General features: G+C 66.4%; 26 protein-coding genes, 2 tRNA genes and 1 pseudogene. 11 read left to right on the top strand and 18 right to left on the bottom strand.

Features of this window, described 5'->3' with window-relative positions:
* Positions 1-17: 17 nt before the first annotated feature.
* The 6 genes from E3O47_RS16325 to E3O47_RS00615 form a co-directional block, all read right to left on the bottom strand.
* On the bottom strand, positions 18-329 hold the full coding sequence (locus E3O47_RS16325) for a hypothetical protein (protein WP_241986029.1): 312 nt from the start codon (positions 327-329) through the stop codon (positions 18-20).
* Between the two features lie 116 nt (positions 330-445).
* Positions 446-520, bottom strand: a tRNA-Arg gene (locus E3O47_RS00635).
* 57 nt (positions 521-577) lie between these two features.
* Positions 578-1471, bottom strand: a complete 894-nt coding sequence (locus tag E3O47_RS00630) for a CHAP domain-containing protein (RefSeq protein ID WP_241986028.1) — start codon at positions 1469-1471, stop codon at positions 578-580.
* A 242-nt stretch (positions 1472-1713) separates the two neighbouring features.
* Positions 1714-2211, bottom strand: coding sequence for an HNH endonuclease (locus tag E3O47_RS00625; RefSeq protein WP_104100118.1), 498 nt, complete (start codon positions 2209-2211; stop codon positions 1714-1716).
* 363 nt (positions 2212-2574) lie between these two features.
* The gene (locus E3O47_RS16180) at positions 2575-3285 is read right to left on the bottom strand and encodes a C40 family peptidase (RefSeq protein WP_241986027.1); all 711 of its coding nucleotides are present in this window, start codon (positions 3283-3285) and stop codon (positions 2575-2577) included.
* 428 nt (positions 3286-3713) lie between these two features.
* Positions 3714-4421 (bottom strand): metal-dependent transcriptional regulator, encoded by a 708-nt coding sequence (locus E3O47_RS00615; RefSeq protein WP_134342244.1) that lies wholly within the window; start codon positions 4419-4421, stop codon positions 3714-3716.
* Positions 4422-4494: 73 nt separating this feature from the next.
* On the opposite strand from E3O47_RS00615, the gene serC reads away from it, so the two are divergent.
* On the top strand, positions 4495-5613 hold the full coding sequence (gene serC / locus E3O47_RS00610; RefSeq protein ID WP_134419296.1) for a phosphoserine transaminase: 1119 nt from the start codon (positions 4495-4497) through the stop codon (positions 5611-5613).
* 8 nt (positions 5614-5621) lie between these two features.
* Positions 5622-5792, top strand: a pseudogene (locus E3O47_RS00605) (DUF2530 domain-containing protein); the annotation flags it as partial.
* Here E3O47_RS00605 and E3O47_RS00600 read toward each other — a convergent pair.
* Both E3O47_RS00600 and E3O47_RS00595 read right to left on the bottom strand, forming a co-directional pair.
* The gene (locus tag E3O47_RS00600) at positions 5718-6341 is read right to left on the bottom strand and encodes a DUF3027 domain-containing protein (RefSeq protein WP_241986026.1); all 624 of its coding nucleotides are present in this window, start codon (positions 6339-6341) and stop codon (positions 5718-5720) included. The pseudogene E3O47_RS00605 and the gene E3O47_RS00600 overlap by 75 nt on opposite strands.
* Positions 6334-6714, bottom strand: coding sequence for a cold shock domain-containing protein (locus E3O47_RS00595; RefSeq protein WP_104171911.1), 381 nt, complete (start codon positions 6712-6714; stop codon positions 6334-6336). The genes E3O47_RS00600 and E3O47_RS00595 overlap by 8 nt, the downstream gene beginning before the upstream one ends.
* Positions 6715-6807: 93 nt before the next feature.
* Here E3O47_RS00595 and E3O47_RS00590 point away from each other — a divergent pair, with 93 nt between their 5' ends.
* The 3 genes from E3O47_RS00590 to E3O47_RS00580 are packed head-to-tail and all read left to right on the top strand — an operon-like array spanning position 6808 to position 10656.
* A complete protein-coding gene (locus E3O47_RS00590; protein WP_134342241.1) occupies positions 6808-7083 on the top strand; it encodes a hypothetical protein in 276 nt (91 codons plus the stop codon).
* A 2-nt stretch (positions 7084-7085) separates the two neighbouring features.
* On the top strand, positions 7086-8960 hold the full coding sequence (locus E3O47_RS00585; protein ID WP_134419295.1) for a helicase-associated domain-containing protein: 1875 nt from the start codon (positions 7086-7088) through the stop codon (positions 8958-8960).
* 40 nt (positions 8961-9000) lie between these two features.
* Positions 9001-10656: a DNA repair helicase XPB gene (locus E3O47_RS00580; protein WP_104100124.1), complete on the top strand. Its 1656-nt coding sequence runs from the start codon at positions 9001-9003 to the stop codon at positions 10654-10656.
* Positions 10657-10675: 19 nt separating this feature from the next.
* Here E3O47_RS00580 and E3O47_RS00575 read toward each other — a convergent pair whose 3' ends face one another.
* Genes E3O47_RS00575 through E3O47_RS00565 form a run of 3 tightly spaced genes read right to left on the bottom strand, consistent with a single transcriptional unit; the run spans position 10676 to position 13567 of the window.
* Positions 10676-11404: a pyrimidine reductase family protein gene (locus E3O47_RS00575; protein WP_134373905.1), complete on the bottom strand. Its 729-nt coding sequence runs from the start codon at positions 11402-11404 to the stop codon at positions 10676-10678.
* On the bottom strand, positions 11404-12312 hold the full coding sequence (gene folP, locus E3O47_RS00570; protein WP_134373903.1) for a dihydropteroate synthase: 909 nt from the start codon (positions 12310-12312) through the stop codon (positions 11404-11406). The genes E3O47_RS00575 and folP overlap by 1 nt, the downstream gene beginning before the upstream one ends.
* Before the next feature lie 10 nt (positions 12313-12322).
* Positions 12323-13567, bottom strand: coding sequence for an FAD-dependent oxidoreductase (locus E3O47_RS00565; RefSeq protein WP_134419294.1), 1245 nt, complete (start codon positions 13565-13567; stop codon positions 12323-12325).
* Positions 13568-13675: 108 nt separating this feature from the next.
* On the opposite strand from E3O47_RS00565, the gene E3O47_RS00560 reads away from it, so the two are divergent.
* The 3 genes from E3O47_RS00560 to E3O47_RS00550 all read left to right on the top strand — a co-directional run bounded on the left by E3O47_RS00560 (position 13676) and on the right by E3O47_RS00550 (position 16548).
* Complete coding sequence (locus E3O47_RS00560; protein WP_104100128.1) at positions 13676-14368, top strand: response regulator transcription factor; 693 nt, start codon at positions 13676-13678, stop codon at positions 14366-14368.
* 30 nt (positions 14369-14398) lie between these two features.
* Positions 14399-16114: a HAMP domain-containing sensor histidine kinase gene (locus E3O47_RS00555; protein ID WP_134342238.1), complete on the top strand. Its 1716-nt coding sequence runs from the start codon at positions 14399-14401 to the stop codon at positions 16112-16114.
* A gap of 143 nt (positions 16115-16257) precedes the next feature.
* Entirely contained in the window at positions 16258-16548 is a 291-nt protein-coding gene (locus tag E3O47_RS00550; protein WP_134373899.1) for a WXG100 family type VII secretion target, read from the top strand.
* 217 nt (positions 16549-16765) lie between these two features.
* Here E3O47_RS00550 and groL read toward each other — a convergent pair whose 3' ends face one another.
* The 5 genes from groL to E3O47_RS00520 form a co-directional block, all read right to left on the bottom strand.
* Positions 16766-18385 (bottom strand): chaperonin GroEL, encoded by a 1620-nt coding sequence (gene groL / locus E3O47_RS00540; protein ID WP_104100131.1) that lies wholly within the window; start codon positions 18383-18385, stop codon positions 16766-16768.
* 131 nt (positions 18386-18516) lie between these two features.
* Positions 18517-19596, bottom strand: coding sequence for a DUF3048 domain-containing protein (locus E3O47_RS00535; protein ID WP_166785291.1), 1080 nt, complete (start codon positions 19594-19596; stop codon positions 18517-18519).
* A gap of 91 nt (positions 19597-19687) precedes the next feature.
* Entirely contained in the window at positions 19688-19891 is a 204-nt protein-coding gene (locus E3O47_RS00530; RefSeq protein WP_104100133.1) for a cold-shock protein, read from the bottom strand.
* Between the two features lie 212 nt (positions 19892-20103).
* Positions 20104-20682, bottom strand: coding sequence for a LytR C-terminal domain-containing protein (locus E3O47_RS00525; RefSeq protein WP_134415086.1), 579 nt, complete (start codon positions 20680-20682; stop codon positions 20104-20106).
* Positions 20683-20744: 62 nt separating this feature from the next.
* Positions 20745-21056, bottom strand: coding sequence for a DUF3263 domain-containing protein (locus tag E3O47_RS00520; RefSeq protein ID WP_134342235.1), 312 nt, complete (start codon positions 21054-21056; stop codon positions 20745-20747).
* 190 nt (positions 21057-21246) lie between these two features.
* Here E3O47_RS00520 and msrB point away from each other — a divergent pair, with 190 nt between their 5' ends.
* Positions 21247-21648: a peptide-methionine (R)-S-oxide reductase MsrB gene (gene msrB / locus E3O47_RS00515; RefSeq protein WP_104100136.1), complete on the top strand. Its 402-nt coding sequence runs from the start codon at positions 21247-21249 to the stop codon at positions 21646-21648.
* A 3-nt stretch (positions 21649-21651) separates the two neighbouring features.
* Positions 21652-22230: a nitroreductase family protein gene (locus E3O47_RS00510; RefSeq protein ID WP_134419291.1), complete on the top strand. Its 579-nt coding sequence runs from the start codon at positions 21652-21654 to the stop codon at positions 22228-22230.
* Positions 22231-22246: 16 nt separating this feature from the next.
* Here the strand turns inward: E3O47_RS00510 and E3O47_RS00505 are convergent.
* Positions 22247-22319, bottom strand: a tRNA-Thr gene (locus tag E3O47_RS00505).
* 73 nt (positions 22320-22392) lie between these two features.
* A complete protein-coding gene (locus tag E3O47_RS00500) occupies positions 22393-23307 on the bottom strand; it encodes a thioredoxin domain-containing protein (RefSeq protein WP_134419290.1) in 915 nt (304 codons plus the stop codon).
* Positions 23308-23559: 252 nt separating this feature from the next.
* Between E3O47_RS00500 and ugpC the strand changes: the two genes are divergently transcribed.
* Positions 23560-24657: a sn-glycerol-3-phosphate ABC transporter ATP-binding protein UgpC gene (ugpC, locus tag E3O47_RS00495; protein WP_104100139.1), complete on the top strand. Its 1098-nt coding sequence runs from the start codon at positions 23560-23562 to the stop codon at positions 24655-24657.
* The last annotated feature ends 67 nt before the right edge of the window (positions 24658-24724 follow it).

The raw sequence follows: 24724 nt of genomic DNA, 5'->3' as shown, positions 1-24724 counted from the left end.
TCGACGCTGCAGCGCTTTCACTGGGGATATCGCGAGGCCGGGTCTACGTCCCGATCAAGCGTCACCGGGACGGGACGGGGCTGCTGACGCAGCACATACCGCCAGGACGGCTTGGCGATCTCGCTCAGCGAGTCGGGTTTGCGGGAATCGTCGGGCGCCGGTGCTCGCTCGCTTTTTTCGCGCACGCTATTTCTGCCATGGGTGCTCTCCTCGGCTTCGCCAGCGATCGATTCGTGCGCGCATCCGTTGCGCCGCCGCGGAGTGAGTTCGATTAGTTTCATTGACTCCGGGAAGGAATTCAAACCAAATCTGCACATCAGGTCAAACACACTATTTCCGTGACGAAACGGGAAATTCCCCGACTTTAAAGGAGGAAGTCGACCGCTCCGTGGACACGTCGACACAAGGGCGATGTGCTGGTCGGTCGGCATCGACCGATGATTAGTGGTGCCCCTGGAGGGATTCGAACCCCCAACCGTTTCCTTAGGACGGAACTGCTCTTCCGTTGAGCTACAGAGGCTGTCTACTGAAGTTTAGTGGTTGTCTGCCGGCGCCGCAGCGCACCGCTGCGACGCGCTTACGTCGGCGGGTACAGGAAGAGCGGAACCTCACTGGCCGACACGGTGCGCGTGTTGTACGCGTGACTGCCGTTCCAGTTGTATTCCTCGAGAATGACCGAGCCGTCGCTGTTGACCGACTGCACGTAGGCCACGTGGTTGTAGTTGAACCAGGCGACCGCGCCGACGACGGGAGTGTCGCCGGTGGCCCAGCCCTGGTCAGCCCAGGCGCTGGCCCAGTTGCTCGCGTTGCCGCCGCTGGGGGTGAGCTTGCTCCAGGTCCAGGTCCACGGGGAGCCGGTCGACCCGGCGTCGCGGTTGAGCCGATATGCCACGAAGTCCACGCATTCGCGGTAATAGTAGCCAAGCGGAGACAGCCCGCCGCCCTGGGTGTCGGTGGCCCGGTCGAACCACGGGTAGTCGTCGCCCTTGGCACGCACGCTGTATACAGCGAAGTCGGTGGCAGCCGATCGGGCTGCCTCGGCGGTCTGCTGGGCGGCCAGTGCACGCTTGGCCTCGGCATCCCGCTGGGCGAGTTCCTCGCTCGTGGTCGCCGTGAAACCGTCGCGAGCGACGGTGATGGCTGCGGCGCCACTGTCCACCGTGACGCCCTGCGTGTCGGCAACCCGCGGAGTCGTCGAGGCGGTGTCGCTCGCACCGGGCGCGAACGCATAGGCAGGAAGGCCGGCGGTGAGGAACAGTCCCGGAATGGCCAGCAGGGTCACGGCGATTTTCATGGGCCGCCGGCGGCGCGACCGGGGCACCGGGAGGCTGACGGCCGGTGCGACCCGCGGGGAAGCGACCGGATTGAGCCGGTTGCTCCGCGCCGCGATCGATGCCTTTTCGAGGTCCAGAGCCTTGGTTTCCGCCACCGCAACCGCATCGGGAATGCGCACAGCCACCGGCACGTCCATGCGCACCGGAGTGTTCACGGTGGCGTCGGCTCGGGTCTCTGCCGCCTCACGCTGCGCACGCAGTTCGCGGCGCGAGAGCGGAAAAATCGGGGTCTCTGGCGAACCAGAAGTGCCGGGTACGCCGGGTTGGGGCAAAAGAAGATCCTCTAACGCACCGAGATCGAGGTTCAGTGCTCCTCAACCATAGGCGACGGCGATCGGGAAGTCACCTTGGGGCGTTACATCCCTGTTACATTCGCGGGTCAGGCGGCAGGAGCAAGGAATTCATCCCACTGCGGTAACGGCCGCTCAGCGCCGCGCACCACCCAGGTCGTGCCGACCGGCAATCCCGGGTGGAACAAGAGTTTCCAGCCCATCTCGGCCGGCGTCCGGTCGCTTTTTAGGTTGTTGCAGCGCAGGCAGCAGGCCACGAGGTTGTCCCAGGTGTCCCGACCTCCGCGCGACCGAGGCATTACGTGGTCGATCGTGCTGGCGGTCTTGCCGCAGTACCCGCAGCGATGCTCGTCCCGGCGCAACACGCCGCGACGGCTGACCGGCACGGCCCTGGACCGAGGGATGCGCACGTAACGCGTGAGCAAGATGACGCTCGGTCGCTCCCAGGAACCGGAGGCGGCACAGATCGGATGCCCCTGGTCGGCCTGCACGATCGTTGCCTTGTGATTCATGACCAGCACGAGTGCTCGTTTGAAGGACACCACGGCAAGGGGCTCATACCCCGCATTGAGGACCAGTGTGCGCATGCGTTCCCTTTCGAAAAGGGCTGGACGGCTTCCAGCCATTCGAACTACGACAGTCAGTGAGAAGGAGCGAACAGGCAAACAAAAAGGGCGCCGTCACCATGACAACGCCCTACCGGCCACACGGTGTCCCTGACACGCGCAACTCAAGTTTGCTCGACTGCTCTGCCGCAGCGCGGAGCGGCTGCGCACATCCATGGTGTGGATCGTGCGCCGCTCGCGCATGGGCTCTCCCGAAAACTCGCAAAACATCAGAGCAACAGGTTAACCCACATTCGGCGCCACCGCGAAGTGCGGGACGCCGAATGTGCTAGGTGTTACGAAACATTCATCTGGCAGCCGGCCGGCTCGGATCTTCCGGCAGGCTCAGATGCCGAGCCGCACGATGTAGTACGAGCTGGTCCAGATCGGCTGCACGCGCACGGCCGCCCCCTCATACGGCGCATGCAGGATGTTGCCGTTGCCTGCATAGAACCCGTCGTGGCCGTCCATGATGACGAGGTCACCCGGCTGAGCCTCAGTTTCGGGGATTCGGGTGCCCGCCGCGCCCTGCCCGGTCGAGGAATGCGGCAGCGAGATGCCGAACTGCGCGTAGACGTACATGATGAAACCGGAACAATCGAAGCCGGCCGGGGTGGCCCCGCCGTAGACATAGGGGACACCCTGGTAGCCGGCCGCGACACTGTAGACGGATGCCAGATCGAAATTCGGGTATGCCGGGGCAGCCAGGTAGTCGGCCGACGACGGACCGGAATACGACGCGGCATAGGAGGTCATCGCGGCCGCGGCTTCCTGTCGGCGCCCCTCGGCTGCCGCTGCCTCGGATGCGGCAACGGCCGCCGCTGCTGCGGCCGCTGCCGCCGCCAGTTCCTCGGGGGTGGTGGCGGTGAACCCGTCGCGCGCGACGCTCACGGTATCGGCCGCGGCGGCGACCGCCACGGACTGCGCACCCGATTCGGTCAACTCGGCCGAGGCCGTTGACGCGTACTCCTTTTCGGTCGGCGCGAACGCATAGGCCGGGATGGCCATGGTCGCGACGAGGCCGCCGGCGAGAGTCATGAACACGATGTTCGCCACGGCGCCTCGGCGGCGTGACCGCCGGCCGGAACGGGGACTGGCGGCCCGATAGTGGCTGAGCTCCGCGTGTTCATTGTCGTTGGTGATGGGAGGGCTGGTGATGGATCCGGTGGTGGCTACCGAGTTCGGGGCTCGACAGAAGATCTTCTTACCTAATGCGGCCAAAGTGATTACCTCCGACGCCTCGACAACACTAGGTAGTTGCCCCGTCCACTGCGCTCGTCGCGTGTGTAAGGAACGAATCAAGAGACGGGCAAGAAAGGCGTCTTGATCCGTGTCCGTCGACCGGAATCTGGACTGTGGACGACTCCAAGCTAACTGACGCTCATCCGTTTGTCACGCCGCAGGCTACTTTTTCTAACATATTGATAACAAAATTGTGGGGCGAGTGATCAATGGTGACGGGGCAGGCGGTGACCGCCGAATGGCTAGGCGACCGCTGCCGGCGTGGCGACGAAGATGTGGCCGGCGACCTCGTTGGGCAGTTCCAGTCCGTCCTCGAACCCATGCACCTGCACGAGCACATAGGAGCCCACGGCGGAGAAAACCCCCGTGGCCCCGGGGAGCACACCGGAGTTTTTCAGCTGGGCCAGGAGCTCGGGGTCGACCTGAACGGGTTCGCCCAGACGGCGCACCACGGCGGTGACCGGACCGGCAGATCCGGCGACCAGGTCGACGAGGCTCGTCACCCCGGCCATGAACGCGACGGCCGGCGAATCGCCCAGCTCATCGAGGCCGGGGATGGGGTTGCCATACGGAGACTCGGTCGGGTGATCGAGCATCTCCAGGATTTTGCGCTCCACCCGCTCACTCATCACATGCTCCCAGCGGCATGCTTCGTCGTGGACGAATTCCCATTCGAGCCCGATTACGTCGCTGAGCAGGCGTTCCGCAAGCCGATGTTTGCGCATCACATGCACGGCCTTGCTGCGTCCGTCGACGGTGAGCTCGAGGTGCCGGTCGCCGGAGACGACTACGAGGCCATCCCGTTCCATCCGGGCCACGGTCTGCGACACGGTCGGCCCGGAGTGCCCGAGGCGTTCCGAGATGCGTGCTCGGAGGGGAACGATGTGCTCCTCTTCGAGATCGAGAATCGTGCGGAGGTACATTTCGGTGGTGTCGATGAGATCCGTCATGCCCAGCGTTCCTCTCGGCTCGGTACGTACTGCCCAACCTTATCGCCGCGAGAGCGGCCGTTAGAATCGCCCTATGTCGAACCTGATAATTCCCACGGAACTTCTGCCCGATGATGGACGATTTGGCTGCGGCCCGTCGAAAGTTCGAAAAGGACAACTCGAACACCTCTTAGAGTTCAGCGCGAGTGTGATGGGCACCTCCCATCGCCAGGCACCCGTCAAGAACTTGGTCGGTCGCGTGCGCACCGGCCTCGCGGACCTCCTTCGCGCCCCTGCCGGTTATGAAGTCATTATCGGCAACGGCGGGTCCACCGCGTTCTGGGACGCCGCCGCGTTCTCCCTTATTCTCCGCCGCAGCCAGAACCTCGTCTTCGGCGAGTTCGGCGGCAAGTTCGCCGCGGCCGCGGCCGCTCCGTTCCTCGAAGCGCCCGACGTGGTCAAGGCCCCGGCCGGATCGCGCAGCGAGTTCGCCGTGACCGAGGGTGTCGACGTCTACGCCTGGCCCCAGAACGAGACCTCGACCGGCGTCATGGCTCCGGTCACCCGCGTGGTTGCCGACCCCAACGCCCTGACGGTGATCGACGCCACCAGCGCGGCGGCCGGTATCGACTACGAGGCCGACCAGGCGGATGTCTACTACTTCGCGCCGCAGAAAAACCTCGCCTCCGACGGAGGCCTGTGGATGGCGCTCTTCTCCCCCGCCGCGATCGAGCGCGTCGAGCAGATCGCCGCGAGCGGGCGCTACATTCCCGAGTTCCTCAGCCTGAAGAACGCGATCGACAACTCGCGCCTCAACCAGACTCTGAACACTCCGGCCGTGGCCACGCTTCTTTTGATCGAGAACCAGCTCGACTGGATCAACGGAAGCGGCGGCCTGGCGTGGGCGTCCGCGCGCACCCTTGAATCGTCATCCGTTCTCTACGACTGGGCCGAGAGCGTGCCGTTCGCGACGCCGTATGTCACCGACCCGGAGCACCGGTCACAGGTGGTCGCGACGATCGACTTCGACGACGCGATCGATGCCGCCGCCATCGCCAAGACCCTGCGCGCCAACGGGATCTCCGACACCGAGCCCTACCGCAAGCTCGGCCGCAACCAGTTGCGGGTTGCCACCTTCACCGCGATCGAGCCCGGAGACGTGCGCCAGCTCGTCCGCTCGATCGAGTTCGTGGTGCAGAACCTGGGCAAGTAGGCCTCGACATGCGGCTCTGGCTGAGAGACAGTGAGCGTCGGCCAGACCCGCTGCCGGCTCGAACGAATTCCCGCAAGGCTTTCCTTGCGGGCTCCGCCGGCTGGCTAGTGGCGCTCGCGCTCGCGCTCGTCTTCCGGGACGAGCTCGCCGCCGCCGGGGTGGGCTGGTGGCTCTGGGCTGCCCTCATCGGCCTCGGCCTCGGCCTGCTCGGGATTGCCTGGGTACGGTTCCGGCGCCGTTAGGGCCGCACCGAAGTCGATCCCGTCAAGCACATCTTCGCCGCGGTCTTCGTCGTCGTCGTCAGATTCGTCGTCGTCGTCAGATTCGTCCTCGTCGTCAGATTCGTCGTCGTCGTCCGATTCGTCATCATCGCCCAACGCCTCGGCGTCGGCCACGGCCGCAGCCAGTTCCTGGGCCGTGCGGTAGTCGGCCAGGCGGTCAGACCACGGCACCCACTCCGGCGCGATCAGGGCGTCGTCGCCCGGCGTGAGCTCGGCTTCCAGAACCGACGGCTCGGAGCTCTTGTCCACCCGGGCGAGGGTGACCGTCCAACGCCAGCCCGGGTAGCCGGACAGGTTGCAGTCGAACAGCAGCGAGAGCACATGCTCGCCTTCGACAAGGTGGCCGAGGGGTTCGCCGACGCTGTCGGCCGGCGTGATCTCCAGCAGCGCGGTGCGCGCCTGGTCGACCGCGGACAGCAGGCGCTCGTCGGCAGCGGCCTCAGGCATCGAGTTCCTCCGCGACCTTGCGCAGCATGGCCGCGATCTTGTGGCTGTGGGTTTTGTCGGGGTAGCGGCCGCGACGCAGGCTCGCTCCGATGCCGTCGAGGAGTTTCACCAGGTCCTCGACGATGACGGCCATGTCGTCAGCCGGCTTGCGGCTGAGTTTGACCAGGCTCGGCGGTGCCTCGAGAACGCGAACGGACAGCGCCTGAGCGCCCCGCTTGCCGTCGGCGATGCCGAATTCGAGCTTCGTTCCTGCCTTGACCGTGACTCCGGCGGGCAGTGCAGAAGCGTGGAGAAAGACCTCGTGGCCGTCATCAGAGGTGATGAAGCCGAAACCTTTCTCCTCGTCGTAGAACTTGACCTTGCCGGTGGGCATCTGGACCTCGCTGGATTCCGGGCGCGCGGATTGCGCGCCAACCACCCCCAGCCTATTCGGTCGGACCGGTTCCCGCCCCGTATCCTTGAGTCTGTGACCAATCAAATTCCACCCGCCGCGAGCCGGCTCGAACGCATCCTTGCTTACATGGTTGCGGGTGTGGTGGGTCTGTCCATCCTCGCGTTCCTTGCCGTCATCCTCGGCACAGCGGCCGGGGCCGGGGCGGACAACGGTTTCGGCCAGGGGGTCTGGCCGGCGGTGCTTGCTTTGCCGCTGTTTGGATTGCCTCTCGGATTCGTGCTGATCATCGTCCTCATGGTGATGTCCGGCATGCGTCGCGCTCGTGAGGCACGACAGAATAAGGAGTAGCAATGCTCACACTCGCTTCGCGCCTTCGGGCGCTGGATGACGCAACGTTGCGTCGCACGATCGACATCCGCATGGTCTCGGCCACGGGCATCCGTGATTTCTTCGACCTGGCCGAGGCTCTCCTCGAACCAACCGCAATCCAACGGGTGCTGGCACGGCTCGATCGGGCCACCCTCGCCGTTCTCGCCGTCGCCGGTGAGTTCAGCCAGGGAACGGAGGTCGGCACGGCTGCCGCGCCGTCGCTGTTCGACCTCGCCGAGCGCCTGTCCGAACTGGCAGGTTCGCCCGTCGACGTGGCCGAGGTCGCCGGCCGTGCCGCCGAATTGGACTCCCTCATGCTCGCGCGCCTGACCGACGGGCGGTTCAGTTCCTACCCGGCGGTGGCCGCGCAACTGCTGACCTGGCCGGACCTGGGCCTGCCGACCGCGCTCGAGCTGGCTTCGACGCCAGCACCCGCGGCGCTGGCCAGTGTCGACACCACCGATACCCGCTTCACAGACCGTCTCGCGGCGGAGCGTGCCTTCGCCGCGGTGTCCTCCATCGCCGAACTGGTCACCGAGCTCGCCCGCGAGCCGGCCAGGGAGCTCAGCCGGGGCGGGCTCGGCCTGCCCGACACCAAGCGTCTGGCCGCCGTGATGGGGGTCGAACTCGAATTCGTGCCCTCCTTCGTCGCGACCGCGGCCCGAGCCGAACTCATCGCCCATTCCGACGGCTACTGGAATGAAACCGAAGCCGGCGAGGCCTGGCTGCTCGAGAGCACCGCCCGCCGCTGGGCAACCCTGGCCGACGCCTGGCATGCGGCCCTGCCGCCGGATGTGCGCGGGATACTCGCCCGCCGGCCCGGCGTGTCCTGGGGCGACGTGCTGCGCAGCTTCGTGGCCTGGCTCTACCCGGCCGGCGGCCAGTGGATGGACGACCGGGTCACCGAGTTCGCCGAGGACGCCGAACTGATCGGCATCACCGCCCACCAGACCACCAGCCCGGCCGGTGCATCGGTGCTGGCCGGTGACCTCGAGGCGGCCGTCGCCACCATGGCGGCCGCGCTGCCGGCGACCGGCGGCGCGGTGTACCTGCAGAACGACCTGTCGATCGTGTCCCCCGGACCGCTCGCCCCCTCGATCGACAGCCGCCTGCGGGGGCTCGCCGACGTGGAGAGCCGGGAACTCGCCCTGAGCTACCGCATCACCGCCAACTCCGTGAACCGCGCCCTGGCGGCCGGCGAAAGCGCGGAGTCACTGCTCGATTTCCTGCGCACGGTCTCCCTGACCGGCATCCCACAGCCCGTCGACTACCTGATCCGGGAATCCGCCGCCCGCTACGGGCGCGTGCGCGTCGGCCCGACGGACCCGATGGAGTCCCCGGCCCAGGCCTATGTCCAGTCCGACGACGCGGCCCTGCTGAGCACCATCGCCGTGGACCAGACGCTCGCCTCCCTCGGCCTTGTGCCTGCCGAGGGCAGCCGACTGACCAGCCGGTTCCCCTCCGACGTGGTCTTCTGGGCGCTCAGCGATGCGCGCTACCCCGTCGCCGCGGAGGACGCCACCCATGAGATCGTGCACCTGCGCCGCCACCAGCTCGCTCGGGTCGTGCCGGTGGACGCCCCGGATCCGGCCGTCACCCTGGTCGAGAGGCTGCGTGCCGCCGATGGCGGCGAGGGCCAGGCAGCGGATGCCTGGCTCGCCCGCCAGCTCGACCTGGCAATCAAGGCGAAGCAGACCGTCGTCGTCAGCATCGCCATGCCCGGCGGTGTGGTGGTCGACTATCTGCTCGAGCCGGCCAGTGTGGGCGGCGGGCGTTTCCGGGCCCGAGACCGTCGCGCCGACATCGAACGCACGCTGCCTCTGTCCAGCATTATCAGCATCACGCCGGCTCCGTAGGTGCGGGCCTTCACGCTGACCGGGCGTAGGATTAACGGCTATGTCTGATGGCCCTCTGATCGTCCAAAGTGACCGAACGGTTTTGCTCGAAGTCGCCCACCCTCTTGCCGAGGATGCGCGCCACGACCTGGCCGTGTTCGCCGAGTTGGAGCGTGCCCCCGAGCACATCCACACCTACCGCATCACCCGGCTGGGGCTGTGGAATGCCCGCGCCGCGGGGCACGACGCCTCCAACATGCTGGCCACGCTCGAAAAGTACTCGAAGTTCGCCATCCCGCAGACCGTCAGCGTGGACATCACGGAGACGGTCGGCCGGTATGGCCGGCTCATCATCGAACGTGACACCGAGGGTCAGCTCATCCTGCAGAGCAACGACCAGGCCGTGCTCACCGAGATCGCCGGGGCCCGGCGCATCGCGCCCCTCCTGATCGGGCATCCGTCGCCGGACTCGTTCCTGGTCGAGCCGTGGGCGCGCGGCCAGCTCAAACAGGAACTGGTGAAACTGGGCTGGCCGGCCGAGGACCTCGCCGGCTACACGCCGGGAACGCCGCATCCGATCGGTCTTTTGGAAGACGGTTGGGCGCTCCGGGACTACCAGAACAAGGCCGTCTCCAGCTTCTTCGACGGCGGCTCCGGCGTGGTCGTGCTGCCCTGCGGGGCCGGAAAGACGCTGGTCGGCGCCGGGGCCATGGCCACCGCCAAGACCAACACGCTCATCCTCGTCACCAACACGGTCTCCGCCCGTCAGTGGCGCGACGAACTGCAGAAGCGCACGACCCTCACCGCCGACGAGATCGGCGAGTACTCCGGGCAGGTCAAGGAGGTCAAGCCGGTCACGATCGCGACCTACCAGATCCTCACCGCCAAACGGAAGGGCGAATACGCGCACCTCGAGCTACTCGACGCCATGGACTGGGGCCTCGTCATCTACGACGAGGTGCACCTGCTGCCGGCCCCCGTGTTCAAGCTGACCGCGGAGTTGCAGGCCCGCCGCCGCCTCGGCCTCACCGCCACCCTGGTGCGCGAGGACGGCCGCGAGGGCGACGTATTCAGCCTGATCGGCCCGAAGCGGTTCGACGCGCCCTGGAAGGAGATCGAGGCCCAGGGCTTCATCTCCCCAGCCTCCTGCTTCGAGGTGCGCATCGACCTGCCCCAGTCCGAGCGACTCAGCTATGCCGCCGCCGCCGACGACGAGCGCTACCGGATGGCCGCGACCGCACCCGCGAAGCTCGACGTCGTCAAGCGCCTGGTAGCCAAGCACCCCGGAGAACGCATCCTCGTGATCGGACAGTACCTCGACCAGATCGACGAGCTCGCCGAGGCCCTGAATGCCCCCAAGCTCACCGGTGCGACCCCTGTCGACGAGCGCGAGCGCCTCTACCAGGCCTTCCGAGTCGGCGAGGAGAACCTGCTCGTGGTGTCAAAGGTCGCGAATTTCTCGGTCGACCTGCCGGAGGCCACCGTCGCCATCCAGGTTTCGGGTTCCTTCGGCTCACGCCAGGAGGAGGCGCAGCGCCTCGGCCGGCTTCTGCGGCCGAAGGAGTCCGGTCTGTCCGCGAACTTCTACACGCTGGTGGCCCGCGACACCGTCGACCAGGACTTCGCCCAGAACCGCCAGCGCTTCCTCGCCGAGCAGGGCTATAGCTACACGATCCTTGACTCGCAGAATCTGGACGCGCAGGTCGTCTCCGTCTGACTGGCGGTGAAACGGCCGGTCAGGCGGTCGGAGAGGAAGCCTTCCGGCGGGCATAGCGCAGGAACAGCATGTCCCCGGCGGTCAGCACGTGCAGCAGGGACATCTCCCGGGTGATGGCGGCGGGACCGGCGGAGATCCGTCCGGCCGGGCCGCCCTCGAGCACGGGGCTGACGGTGAGGCACAGCTCGTCGACGCAGTCGGCGTCGATCAGCGCACCGAACAGGTTCGGCCCACCCTCGCAGAGTATCTGCGCCAGACCGCGCCGAGCCAGCTCCGCCCGCATCAGCCGCGGGTCCACGACGTCCTCCCCGCAGACCAGCACGTCCGCCACCTCTGCGAGCTCCGCGCGTCGCCGCAGCGGTGACGCCGCGTGCGTCACGACCAGCGGCCGCACGGCGGCGTCCGCGAACAGCGAGTGGCTCGGCTCGAGGTCCAGCCGTGAGGACACGATGGCGACGGGCAGCTGCGCCGGAAGTCCGTGCCGGACCCGCCACGCGGCATCCGCGGGGCCCTGACGGATGCCGACGTACCCCTCGGCGCGCACCGTGCCCGCACCGACCACGATCACGTCGGCGAGCATCCGAAGGGTATCGAAGACGAGCCTGTCGTCGGCGTTCCCGAGCCCGCCACTCACACCCTCCCGGGTGGCGGCGCCGTCGAGGCTGGCGATGAAATTCACTCGCAGGTGCGGCAGAGTGCGGTCAGGCACCCGGTAACGGATGATCAGCTCGTCACGATCCAGCATCATCAGGCCAGGTTGTGGCGCACGTACGCCGGTTCGCGGAAGCCCAGGATCGCCTCGGTCATCCGCACGGCGTCGACCGCGGCGACGACGTTGTGCATCCGCACGATCCGGGCGCCCTGCAGGATGCTGTAGACGGCGGCGGCGAGCGATCCCGCGATCCGGTCGCCCCGCTCACGGTTCAGCGTCTCCCCGATGAAGTCCTTGTTCGAGACTGCGACCAGAGTGGGGTAGCCGAGGGCGGTGATCTCGCCGAGCCTCCGGGTCAGCTCGAGCGAGTGGTAGGTGTTCTTGTTCAGGTCGTGCCCGGGGTCGACGATGATGCGGGATGCCGGGACGCCGCGACTCCGGGCCAGCTCGATCCGTTCATCCAAGAAGGTTGCGACCTCGTGCACCACGTCGCCGTAGGTGGGCCCCGGCCACGGTGTGCGCGGCGGCGCGAGGCTGTGGGTGATCACCAGCGTCGCGTCGCTGTCCGCGACGACGTCAGCCATGGCCGGGTCGTGCACCCCGGTGGTGTCGTTGATCACGTGGGCGCCGGCGGCCAGGCTGGCGCGCGCCACGGCGGGATGAAAGGTGTCGACGGAGATGACGACGCCCGAGCCGCGCAGGGCCTCGACCACCGGGACGACCCGGTCGATCTCCTCCTCGATCGGAATGGACGGGCCGGGCGCGAATCTCGCCCCGCCGATGTCGACCCAGTCGGCGCCGTCCAGGATGGCACGCCGGGCGGCCGTGACGGCCTCGTCAAGAGCGAAGGTCGCCCCCTTGTCGTAGAAGGAATCCGGCGTGCGGTTGACGATGGCCATCACGGCCACCTCACGGGAAAAATCGAACAGTCTCTCCCCGATCAGTCGCCGTGGATGGATCAGGTCGGGCAGCGCCGGGCCAGGTCGAGTGGTCGCGTTGTCCATGTCAGGTCCTTCAGTCGGGTGCTCCGGCGAGAAGTTCGTCCAGTTCAATGCTCTCATCCGCAAGCCGGGTCGTGTCGACCCGCACCTCCGTCCGGATGAAGCGCTGCACCGTCTCGTTGACGTCCCACACGTTGACGTTCATGCCGGCGACGACCCTGCCGTCCAACACCCAGAACGCGATGAATTCCCGCCTCGCCGGGTCACCGCGAAACACGACCTCCGCATCCCGGGCAAGTGCGCCGTACCCCGAGTACTCCATCCCGAGGTCGAACTGGTCGGTGTAGAAGTACGGGATCGCGTCGTAGCTGACCGCCTGGTCAAGCATCGAGCGGCCGGCCGCGGCGCCGGCCCGCTCGGCGTTGTCCCAGTGCTCGACGCGCAGATGGTGCCGCAGCACGGGGTGGAAGACCGTGGCGACGTCACCCACCGCGTAGACGTCCGGGTCGATGGACCGGAACGCCGCGTCGACGACGATGCCGTCGTCGACGGCCAGGCCCGCGTCCCGGGCCAGGTCCGTGTTCGGCACCGCGCCGATGCCGATGACGACGACATCGGCCGAAACGACCTCGCCGCCGGGGAGTCCCACTCCGGTGACCCTCCCCTGCGTCCCGATCAGTCGGTCGGCCTGAGTTTCCATCCGCAGATCCACCCCGTTCACGCGGTGCAGCTCCGCGAACACCGACCCGACCTCGTCGCCGATCAGCGGGGCCAGCGGCACGCCGTCCCGCCCGAGCACCGTGACGGTGTTGCCGTAACCGCGGGCGGCCGCGGCGACTTCGAGACCGATCCAGCCGGCCCCGACGATCACGACCCGGCGGTTTCCCGGCTCCAGCTCGGCTCGGAGCGCCTGCGACTCGCCGACCGTGCGCAGATGGTACACCCCGGCCAGGTCTGCGCCCGGGCCGGGAAAGCGCCGTGACGACGCCCCCGTCGCGAGGAGCAATCTGTCGTAGCGCACCGATTTGCCCTCCCGCAGGGTCAGCTCGTGGGTGTCGAGCGCCAGCCCGGTCACCCGGGCACCCAGCCGTACGTCGATGCCCCGCTCGTCGTACCACGGTGCCGGGTGCACGTCGATCGTGTCCCGGGCGGCCCGCCCGGCCAGGTAGTCCTTGGAGAGGGGCGGCCGCACGTAGGGGTACTCAGTCTCCCCGGCCAGCAACACGATGCTCCCGTCGAACCCCTCGGAACGGATGGCCTCGGCCGCTCTGGCCCCGGCCAAGCCGGCCCCCACAATCGCAAAAGTCGGAACAGTCATTCTGGTCTCCCCACGCCGCGGCAGTCTGGTTTGATCACCAATCTACTCGCCAGCGCGCATACCGGGCATTTTCAGTAAACCTTCAGCTAACGCGCAGATAATATGTACATGACTGACGGCCCACGCATCCTTATTGTCGACGACGAACCCAATATCCGGGATCTCCTCACCACCAGCCTGCGTTTCGCCGGATTTGCCGTGCGAGCAGTCGGAAACGGCGCGCAGGCGATCTCCGCCGTCCTCGAGGAAGAACCCGACCTCATCATCCTTGACGTCATGCTGCCGGACATGAACGGTTTCGGAGTAACCAAGCGCCTGCGGTCCGCCGGCTACACGGCCCCGATCCTCTTCCTCACGGCGAAGGACGACACCGAAGACAAGATCACCGGCCTGACGGTCGGCGGCGACGACTACGTCACCAAGCCGTTCAGCCTCGACGAGATTGTGGCCCGGATCAAGGCCATCCTGCGCCGGACCATGCAGGCCGACGAAGACGCGATCATCCGCGCCGGCGAACTCACCATGGACCAGGACACCCACGAGGTCCTGGTCGGCGACGCCCCCATCGAACTCAGTCCGACCGAGTTCAAGCTTCTGCGCTACCTCATGCTGAACCCGAACCGGGTCCTGTCGAAGGCTCAGATCCTGGACCATGTCTGGGAGTACGACTTCAACGGTGACGCCGGCATCGTCGAGTCCTACATTTCTTACCTCCGCCGCAAGGTGGACGCGCACTCGACCGAACCCCTCATCCAGACCAAGCGCGGCTTCGGCTACATGCTCAAGGCCGCCAAGGCGTAGACACAGGCTGCGCTCATACACTGGTTTCCTATGCATCAGTCACTTATGGAGCGGTGGAGCCGCATTTCCCTGCGTTCCAAAATCACGGGCGTCACGGTCCTGATGCTGACGCTCGGCCTGCTCGTCTCCGGCATCGGCACGATGGCCATGCTTCGCCAATACGTGGTCCAGCAGGTCGATTCGCAGCTGCAGATCGACGCCCAGTCCGCCTCGAACAGCTATTCGGCGGCGGCTCTCGGCCAGGGCACTACAGCCGTGGTCTCTTCGGACTACTACGTCGCCCTGTATGACGAGCACGGCAGCCTCGAGGACCACACCTGGCGGGATGTCCCGCGCAGTGAGCTGCCGATCCTGACCGCACCGCTCGACCTGCAGACCGTGATGGAGCTCGACGGCAAGACGATGACTCTGGTGGACTCGGCACACGACACCGAGTTCTTGGCGGTCGCCGTGCCGCTCGTGATCTCGCCTCAGGGAACCTTGGGCACGCTGGTCATGGCGGTCTCGTTGAGGCCGACCGAGAACACCATGGCCACCTACCTCACCATTTTCTTGGGGTTCGGGCTCGGGGTCGTGCTGGTGGGCGCCCTGCTCACCCGGCTGCTGGTGACCACCACCTTTGCACCGCTGCGAGAGGTGGAGCGCACGGCCGCGGCCATCGCCGATGGCGACTTCAGCCAGCGGCTCGGCGGCGCCACGCCCAACACCGAGGTCGGGCGCCTCAACCGATCGCTCAACACCATGCTGAGCCGCATCGACCGCCTGTTCAAGGACCGCGCCCGCACCATCGACCAGATGCGCCGCTTCGTCGGCGACGCCAGCCACGAGTTGCGCACTCCCCTCGTCTCGGTGCGCGGCTACGCCGAGCTCTACCGAATGGGTGCCTTGCAGGCCCCGGAAGAAATCGCACTGGCCATGGAGCGCATTGAGAAAGAAGCGATCCGCATGGGCGGCCTCGTCGAAGACCTGCTCGAGCTGGCCCGGCTCGACGAGACAAAGCCGCTTGCCCTCGCGCCGGTCGACCTGATGCCGCTCGCCCGTGACGCGGCCCTCGACGCCATGGCCTCCTCCCCCGGTCGCACCATCACCGTCGTCACGCCGATCCCCGCCGAGATCGAGGACAGCACCGAACGCCCCGCCATCGACCTCGCTCACTCAACGGGAGAAGTCCCCTCCGCTGCCGCACCAGGTTCGAAGCCCGACGAGCCGAACCAACCGGCGGGCGGATCCGTCTCTTTCGCCGGGGCAACCCTGGCGCGGCTGCGCACCCGCAAACCACGCAAAGCGGATGTTGCGCCGCCGGCTCCGGAACAGACTCCGGTGACCGAGCCCGGCACCGTGCAGGCCGTGGTGATGGCCGAGGAGAACAAGATCCGCCAGATCATCACGAACCTGATGGGCAACGCGCTACGCTTCAGCCCGACGGACAGCCCGGTCGAGCTCGAGGTCGCAGTCGACCGCCGAAACCAGCGCGCCTCCATCGCCGTCATCGACCATGGTGAGGGTATCCCGCCGCAGATCAGGGAGAAGATCTTCCAGCGCTTCTGGCGTGCGGACACCTCCCGTGCACGGGAGACCGGCGGCAGCGGGCTCGGCCTGGCGATCGTCGCCTCGATCGTCGCCAGCCACAACGGCACCGTCCAGGTCGTGGACACCCCCGGCGGCGGCGCAACGTTCCGGGTCTGGTTCCCACTGGCCTGTTCTCCGAGCGCGCCCCAGCGCGTCGCCCCCGTCATCACGTCGTAGCGCGTGCCGCGGCGTCAAACCCCCCGCGGTTCCTCCCCCGCGGTCCGGGAGGATGATTTGCCATGGCAGAACGGCAGCCAACGGGAACGGCTGCAGACGGCTCCGTAGTCTGATCGGTATCTTCCCCTGCCGAAAGGACCCCCATGACCCGCTATCAGGTCGACAGCGAAGCAGTGCTCCACACCACCTCGGTGGCGCGCGCCACGATCGGGCACATCCAGGGCGAGGTCGCCGGGCTCATCGCCCAGCTGACCGCGCTGGAGGGCTCGTGGACGGGCCAGGCCGCCACCGCGTTCCAGGCGGCGGTCTCGGACTGGCGTGCCACCCAACAGCAGGTGGCCCAGAGCGCGGAGGGATTGAATCTGGCCCTGAACCAAGCCGGCCAGCAGTACGCCGAGATCGAGCAGGCCAACGCGCGCCTCTTCCTGCGTTAGCCGCGACGGCCTGCGCATTGGCGACGCCTGTTTTGACGACATCTGTTTTGCCGACGCCTGTTTTAGCGAGGCCTGTTTTAGCGACGCCTGTTTTAGCGACGCCTGTTTTAGCGAGGCCTGTTTTAGCGAGGCCTGCGTTAGCGAGGCCTGCGTTAACGACACAGGGCGCCTCCCGGCGGAGGCGCCCTGTGTTGTGAAGCGGTGAAGCGGTGTGGACTTAGAAGTCCATTCCGCCGCCCTGGTCGCCGGCCGGAGCAGCGTTCTTCTCCGGCTTGTCGGCGACTACGGCCTCGGTGGTGAGGAACAGTCCGGCGATCGACGCTGCGTTCAGCAGCGCGGAACGGGTGACCTTCACCGGGTCATTGATTCCGGCGGCGAGCATGTCGACGTACTCACCGGTCGCGGCGTTGAGGCCCCAACCGATCGGCAGGTTGCGCACCTTGTCGGCGACAACGCCCGGCTCCATGCCGGCGTTGAGGGCGATCTGCTTGAGTGGAGCGTCGATGGCAACCTTGACGATGTTCGCTCCCGTTGCCTCGTCGCCGACCAGCTCGAGCTTCTCGAACGCGGTCTTGCCGGCCTGGATCAGCGCAACGCCACCACCGGCGACGATGCCCTCTTCGACGGCAGCCTTCGCGTTGCGGACGGCATCTTCGATGCGGTGCTTGCGCTCCTTGAGCTCAACCTCCGTCGCGGCGCCGGCCTTGATGACTGCGACTCCGCCGGCGAGCTTGGCGAGGCGCTCCTGGAGCTTCTCGCGGTCGTAGTCACTGTCGGTGTTTTCGATCTCGCTGCGGATCTGCTGGACACGTCCGGCGATGGCTTCGGGGTCTCCGGCGCCTTCGACGATGGTGGTCTCGTCCTTGGTGATGACGATCTTGCGCGCGTTGCCGAGGAGGTCAAGCGTGACGTTCTCGAGCTTGAGACCGACCTCTTCGCTGATGACCTGTCCACCGGTGAGGATGGCGATGTCCTGCAGCTGGGCCTTGCGACGGTCGCCGAAGCCGGGAGCCTTGACGGCGACCGACTTGAAGATTCCGCGGATCTTGTTCACCACGAGCGTGGCCAAGGCCTCGCCGTCGACGTCCTCGGCGATGATGAGGAGCTGCTTGCCGGTCTGGATGACCTTGTCCACGATGGGGAGAAGGTCCTTGATGTTGGAGACCTTGGAGTTGACGATCAGGATGTAGGGGTCTTCGAAGACCGCTTCCTGACGGTCGGGGTCGGTCACGAAGTAGGCAGACAGGAAGCCCTTGTCGAAGCGCATGCCCTCGGTGAGCTCGAGCTCGGTGCCGAGAGTGTTCGACTCCTCGACGGTGACAACACCCTCCTTGCCGACCTTGTCGATGGCCTCGGCGATGATGGCGCCGATTTCGGCGTCACCGGCGGAGATGGAAGCGGTGGCCGCGATCTCTTCCTTGGTCTCGACCTCTTTGGCGTTGGCGATGAGCTCAGCGATCACGGCGGCCGTGGCCTTCTCGATGCCACGCTTGAGGCTGATCGGGTCTGCTCCGGCCGCGACGTTGCGCAGGCCTTCACGAACGAGCGCCTGAGCCAGGACGGTGGCGGTGGTGGTTCCGTCGCCCGCGACGTCATCGGTCTTCTTGGCGACCTCCTTGACGAGCTCGGCACCGATCTTCTCGTACGGGTCGTCGAGTTCGATCTCCTTGGCGATGGACACGCCATCGTTGGTGATCGTGGGAGCGCCCCACTTCTTTTCCAGCACCACGTTACGTCCGCGCGGGCCGAGGGTGACCTTGACAGTGTCAGCGAGGATGTTCAGGCCACGCTCAAGGCCGCGACGGGCCTCTTCGTTGAAAGCAATGATCTTTGCCATATGTGTTTCTCGTCCCTCCCGGACGTTACCAAAACGGTGATGGGTTGGCACTCAAACAGAGAGAGTGCCAAGTAGATTCTGGCACTCTGGGGTCGAGAGTGCAAGTGAACGGCAAGGTGCCGCGGCCGCGGCTACGGCACCAGCACAACCGTGCCTCGGTCCGACGGCACCAGCTCGATCCAGGTGTTACCGGCGGCGAGACGAATCGTCACGCCGAAGTCATCGACGAGACGGATGGGGGCGGTCTGGTCGGCCTTGGACCAGACCGCATGCACGGACTTGCCGCCGGCCGACACCCAGGCTTCCCCCGAACCGATCATTGTCGTCGTGGGAACATCTCCGTAGGAGCCGTCGATCGCGACCCGCAGGACCAGGACGTTGGTCGCCCGCAGCTGCGCACCGGTGGCGTCGAGGTCAGGTGCGCCCTCCTGCGAGCGCAGGTAGGCAGCACCGGCCGCATCCCACGTCCAGCCGGGCCAACGGGCGGTGGAGAAGGTGGAGTTGATCGCCGCGACGGGCGCGCCGTCGACGGCCGCGGACGATCCCTGCACGGTCGCGGAGTAGGCAAATTGCTGGTTCGGCGGCGGCACGGTGGCGTTCCGCGCGACGAGCGCTGAGGCCTGGAGGATGACGTTGTGCGGGGCTTCCCGGTCATCCGAACGCGCGAAGAGGCCGGTGTCGTCGGTATCGAAAGCGGCGCTGACGACATCCGTCGCGTCCATCAGGTCGATGAATTTCTGTTGGCCGCCGGAATAAGCCGCGATTCCGCCGAAGGGCGCGATGATGTCCGGGTCCATGGGTCGGATCGATCGCACCGGCCCGACGAGTTCAGGCACGTCGGAATGCCAGACCGCGACATAACGGGTCAGCCCGCCCTCGACCAGTTCTTCGAAGACGATGTCGGCGCGCTCGAGAGAGAGCTGCGGCCTGGCCGCTTCGTGGTTGTCGATCTTCACCGAGAGGGCAGGGTTCTGGAGGCTCCCGGCCGGCACACTCGTACCACGCAATGGGGCGACCGCCGGGTCTGCGGCCGACTCGAAGGTGGAGTTCCAGGGCGTGCTGGTCGAGCTTGCCGGCGGCTTCGGCGCGTCACTGGCGCATGCGGAGACCAGCAGAAGGTACGGCAGAAGGACGACCCCGAGCATCCGGATGGACCGGATTCTCGGTGCCGCACTTCGTCGCTGCGCTTGAACCACTATTTTCGTTGTCACGCCCCAAACCCTAACGCGGCTGCACTGCCGCGCACACATGCCTGGGAGCGACCCGACCCTGCGGTCGACCGCTGGAACATCCCCCGCTGGATCAGATCGGACGAACCGCTTCTGCCTGGGGCCCCTTTGCCCCTGTACCCAGTTCGAAGATGACGTGCTGTCCCTCTTCCAGAACCTTGTAGCCGTGCATGTCGATGGCCGAATAGTGGACGAAGACGTCCTGGCCACCTCCATCGACGGTGATGAAGCCGAAACCCTTTTCAGCGTTGAACCATTTGACGGTTCCGTTCGCCATGTATAACTCCTTGTTGCTGTGAATTCGTCGACACGCGCCCGCTGGCCGTACCGGGCCTGGCGCAAGGATTGCGTCCATTGCATTCGACCGATGGAATACGTCTCCTGCGAGAACGCCCGGACAAACAAAATGAGGGACCAACGCCCAATTTACGGAAGCTCCGGAAGAACGAAAGGGGGTTGACGCGCGAGCGCCGGACGTATAGGCGACGGCTATTCGGCCGGCTCGTAGTCGGCGCCGACAACAACGGTCAGGTCCGCTGCGGAATCGGCGAAATCGCTTGAAAGCAGCACCTCCGAGCCGGGCAGTGACTCCGCGACTCCGCGGGCCGCTCCCTCCAGGGCCGCGTCGGCGTAGTAAACCGTCGTCGTCTGCACATCCTCCGTGCTCGCGTTGTCCAGCTCTTCGATCGTCCAGCCCTCCGCCTCGAGGAGATCGCCAACGGACCGGGCGATCCCCTCGCCGGCGGTCCCGTTCAAAACGGTCACGGTCGAGTCAGGGTCCACGGTCGCGGCCGGCGTCGGCACCGGCGCCGGAGTGTCACTCGGAGTGGCGCTCGGCTCGGCCGTGCTGTCAGCAGTCGTCGCCGTGCCCGGCAACTCGAAGTTCAGGTTGTTGTTCAGGACGGCCAGGCCGACGACTCCGATTCCGACCAGCAGCACGGTTGCGCCAAGAGACCACCACACTGCGACCCAGCCGCGCCCTTTCTTGCCGGGCGCGCGGTGGGCCCCCACCCGCTCCAGGAAGTGCGGGAAGTGGTCGAAGCGGTCTTTAGCGTAGGAATTCGGCATCGTGAGGCTGGTCAGATCCTTTGTAGTGGTGATGAGACACGGGAAGGGTGCAGGTCAGGGAGTCAATCGGTGGACTGTAGCGACCGGCGGCCCCTTGCCTGCGACCGGGCGTCGCGCAGCCGCTGCAGGCGTTTCACCAGCATCGGGTCGTGGGCCAGGGCCAGCGGCGAGTCGATCACAACCCCCAGTAGTTGATAGTACCGGGCGGCCGAGAGGCCGAACTCGGCCCGGATCGCCTGTTCCTTGGCGCCGGCATGCTTCCACCACTGCCGCTCGAAGGCGAGGATCAACCGGTCGCGCGCGGACAAGCCTGCCGGCGAGGAGGACTCCGAGGCAGGCTCCGCGGGAGTCGACGAGCCGGGAGCTCCGTCCACGTGCCACCTCCCTCGATCTCTGCAATCCTAATTGTCGATGCCTGCGTACTCGCTGGGCCGTTGGCCGTGCTGTCCAAGGTGGAAAATCCTGCCGGGCTCCTGATCGAGGAATACCACCGCGGTCTGGCGAGTTTAGTGTTGATACGGACAGATTTCGGCCTCTCCGGGGTCGAGCAGGAAGGAACGGAACATGGACTACGAGGTCGAGAAGTCGGATGCGCAGTGGCGCGCGGAGCTGAGCCCCGAGCAGTACGCCGTACTGCGCGGCGCCGCCACCGAGCGGGCGTGGGCCGGCGAGCTCCTCGATGAGGGCCGCTCCGGGATTTACACCTGCGGGGCTTGCAATGCCGAGCTGTTCAAAAGCGGCACGAAGTTCGACTCCGGTTGCGGCTGGCCGAGCTTCTACGAATCGGTGCGTCCCGAGGCCGTTGAACTCCTCGAAGACCGCACCCTCGGGGTTGTGCGCACCGAGGTGCGCTGTGCTAAGTGCGGCTCTCACCTGGGCCACGTTTTCGACGACGGATTCGGAACGCCCACCGGCGACCGGTACTGCATGAACTCCATCTCGCTCAATTTCAAGCCGGTCGAGTAAGCGTTGCCCGACCTCCTTGATACGGTCAATCATCGACGCTCCCACTCCAAGGTCACCGGGCAGGCACCGAGCCATGCGGAACTGCTGCCTTTGGTGGCTGTCGCGGCCCGTGTCGCCGACCATGGCGCTCTGCGTCCGTGGCGGCTGATCGAGTTGCGCGGTGACGCCCGGCGCCGCCTGGGCGAGGCCATGGTCGAGGCCGCCGGGCTGAACGGCGCCGAAGCCGCCAGGCTGGCCGCTAAGCCGCTGCGCGCCGAACTTCTGATCGCCGTGGTCGCGAGCCGTCGCGAAAGCGACACGGTGGCGGTCTGGGAACAGGACGCCGTCGCGGCCGGTGTCGCCCACATGCTGAGCCTTCTCCTCGCCGCCCAGGGCTGGGGCGTCATGTGGCGTTCCGGCGCCCTGGCCCGCACGCAGCCGGTGAACGAAACCCACGGCCTCGCGGCCTCGGAAGAATTGCTCGGCTGGCTGTACGTCGGGGGCATTCCGGCCGATGCAAAACCGGGCGTGCGCTCGCCGATCGATCCGACGGATTTTCTCAGCGCCCTCGAGGAAATCGTCACCGAGAGAATCACGATCTGAAGCGATGAGAGAACAGGGCCGGCCACGGGACTTGAACCCGTAACCCCCACTTTACAAGAGTGGTGCGCTACCAATTGCGCCAGGCCGGCATGAGGCGATTGACGCCTTGACTAATCATCCTAAATGACGAACCCGTGCTGTGCCGCCATCGAAGCGGGGCGACTACCCTGCCGGTGCCGGCTCGGGGGTCGGCGTCGAGGTGGAGTAGGTCGCGCCGGCCGCCTGTAGCACGAAGGCCGCGAACTCCCTCGGGTCGTCGAGTGCGCCGACGTACTGCTTTCCGTTGACGAGCACGGTGGGTGTGCCGGTGATGGCCTCGACCTCGGTGTTCGGCAACGGACCGGACAGAGCCCGGTCGGTGGATGCGATGACCCACGATTTGAAGGTCGTATCGTCAATGCACGCGTTGATCTGCGACACCCGGTCGCTCACGCCGGCGTCCTTCACGAGGCCCTTGATGGCCGCGTCGTCGTGACCGGCAGTGCCCTCCTGGGGCTGTTCCTGGAACAGGATGGCGTTGAAGTCGTAGAAGTTTGCGGGGGCGTAATTGGCCACACATGCGGCGGCGTTCGCAGCCCGAAGCGAGTATTTCGTGCCGGAGGACTTGTGGGTCAGGATCGAAACCGGGTGGATCTCCACGGTCGCGGCACCCGACGTGACCCATTGGCTGATCTGGTCACTGTTGGCGGCATCGAACTCGCTGCAGAACGGACAGAGGTAGTCGGCGTAGACGCGAATGTCGGCGACCGTGCCGGTCGCATCCGGCTTGGACGGTATCGGCTTGGCCTCGGGCTGGAGCGCGGAGGTCGTGACCGGGGTCATCCCCTCGGAGATCAGCACGCCGTCACTGGCCATGTTCGCCGGACCGGGGCCGACCGGGGGAATCGAGTTGATGATGACCACGACGATGACCGCGGCAATGGCGACGCCGGCGACGGCGATTCCGCTGCGCAGGGCGACCCGGTAACGGCGGTCCTTCTTCTTCTGCTCCTCGCGGATCCGCTTGGCCTTGGTGCGCACCGCGTCACGTCGCTGATTCTTAGAGGGACGGCTGTCGCCCGATCCGCCAATAGTCATGAATGCTCGCTCCGAGTAGTTAGTGCAGAGGCAAGCCATTTGCGAATGCCTCCCAAATAGTAGGTCCCCTTTCTGGGAAACGTCCAGACGGGGCCTGTGGGCGGGCTCCGCCGCAGAATTCCCGCCGTCGCCGCGATCCCCCGACATGACATACTTAGAAAGTTGACCTGTGGCACATGACGTGTGGCAGGCGTAGTAACCCATCACAACGGATCGTCCGGCACGTACCTGCCGGTGAAGGAGTAATCAACCATGGCTTCAGTCACGTTCGACAAGGCGACCCGCCTGTATCCGGGTTCCTCTATTCCCGCCGTTGACAAGCTCGACCTGTCGGTTGCCGACGGCGAGTTTCTCGTGCTGGTCGGCCCGTCCGGCTGCGGCAAGTCCACGTCCCTGCGCATGCTCGCCGGCCTTGAAGAAGTCAACGACGGCAACATCTTCATCGGTGAGCGCAACGTGACGGATGTCCCGCCAAAAGACCGCGACATCGCCATGGTCTTCCAGAACTACGCTCTGTACCCCCACATGACGGTCGCCGAGAACATGGGCTTCGCGCTCAAGATCGCCGGCGTCAACAAGGATGAGCGCGCCGCCCGCGTTCTCGAGGCCGCCAAGCTGCTCGACCTCGAGCCGTACCTGAGCCGCAAGCCGAAAGCACTCTCCGGTGGCCAGCGTCAGCGCGTCGCCATGGGCCGTGCGATCGTGCGTCAGCCCCAGGTGTTCCTGATGGACGAGCCTCTGTCGAACCTCGACGCCAAGCTGCGCGTGCAGACCCGCACCCAGATCGCTTCGCTCCAGCGCCGCCTCGGCGTCACGACGGTCTACGTGACCCACGACCAGACCGAAGCCCTCACCATGGGCGATCGCATCGCGGTCCTCAAGGATGGCGTGCTCCAGCAGGTCGGCACGCCTCGCGACCTGTATTCGAAGCCGAACAACGTCTTCGTTGCCGGCTTCATCGGCAGCCCGGCCATGAACCTGTTCCTGGCCGACACCGTCGACGGTGGCGTCAAATTCGGCACCGCAACGATCCCCGTGCCCCGCGAGACCCTGGCCGGCTCCACCGGCAAGAAGGTCACGATCGGCGTTCGCCCCGAGGACATCCACCTGTCCACCACGCATGGCGAGGGCCTCGAAGTTGCCGTCGACCTGGTCGAGGAGCTCGGCGCCGACGGTTACCTCTACGGTCACTCCACGGTCGAGGGCAAGCGCACCGATATCGTCGCTCGCGTCGATGGCCGTTCGCACTCGTCCGCCGGCGACACCGTTTACCTCACCCCGACGCCGCACCACATGCACGTTTTCGACGCCGAGACCGGCCTGCGCCTCGGTGGAGCAGTCGCCGACTAGGCACCCGCTCCTCAACGAACGGCCGGATAGAGCATGCTCCGTTCGGCCGTTTTGTCGTTCCCCGACT

Source organism: Cryobacterium sp. TMT2-17-1 (assembly GCF_004402765.1).
Taxonomy (GTDB): domain Bacteria; phylum Actinomycetota; class Actinomycetes; order Actinomycetales; family Microbacteriaceae; genus Cryobacterium; species Cryobacterium sandaracinum.
The sequence above is the reverse complement of the archived record's forward strand: the minus strand, read 5'-3'. Positions and strand labels throughout refer to the sequence as shown.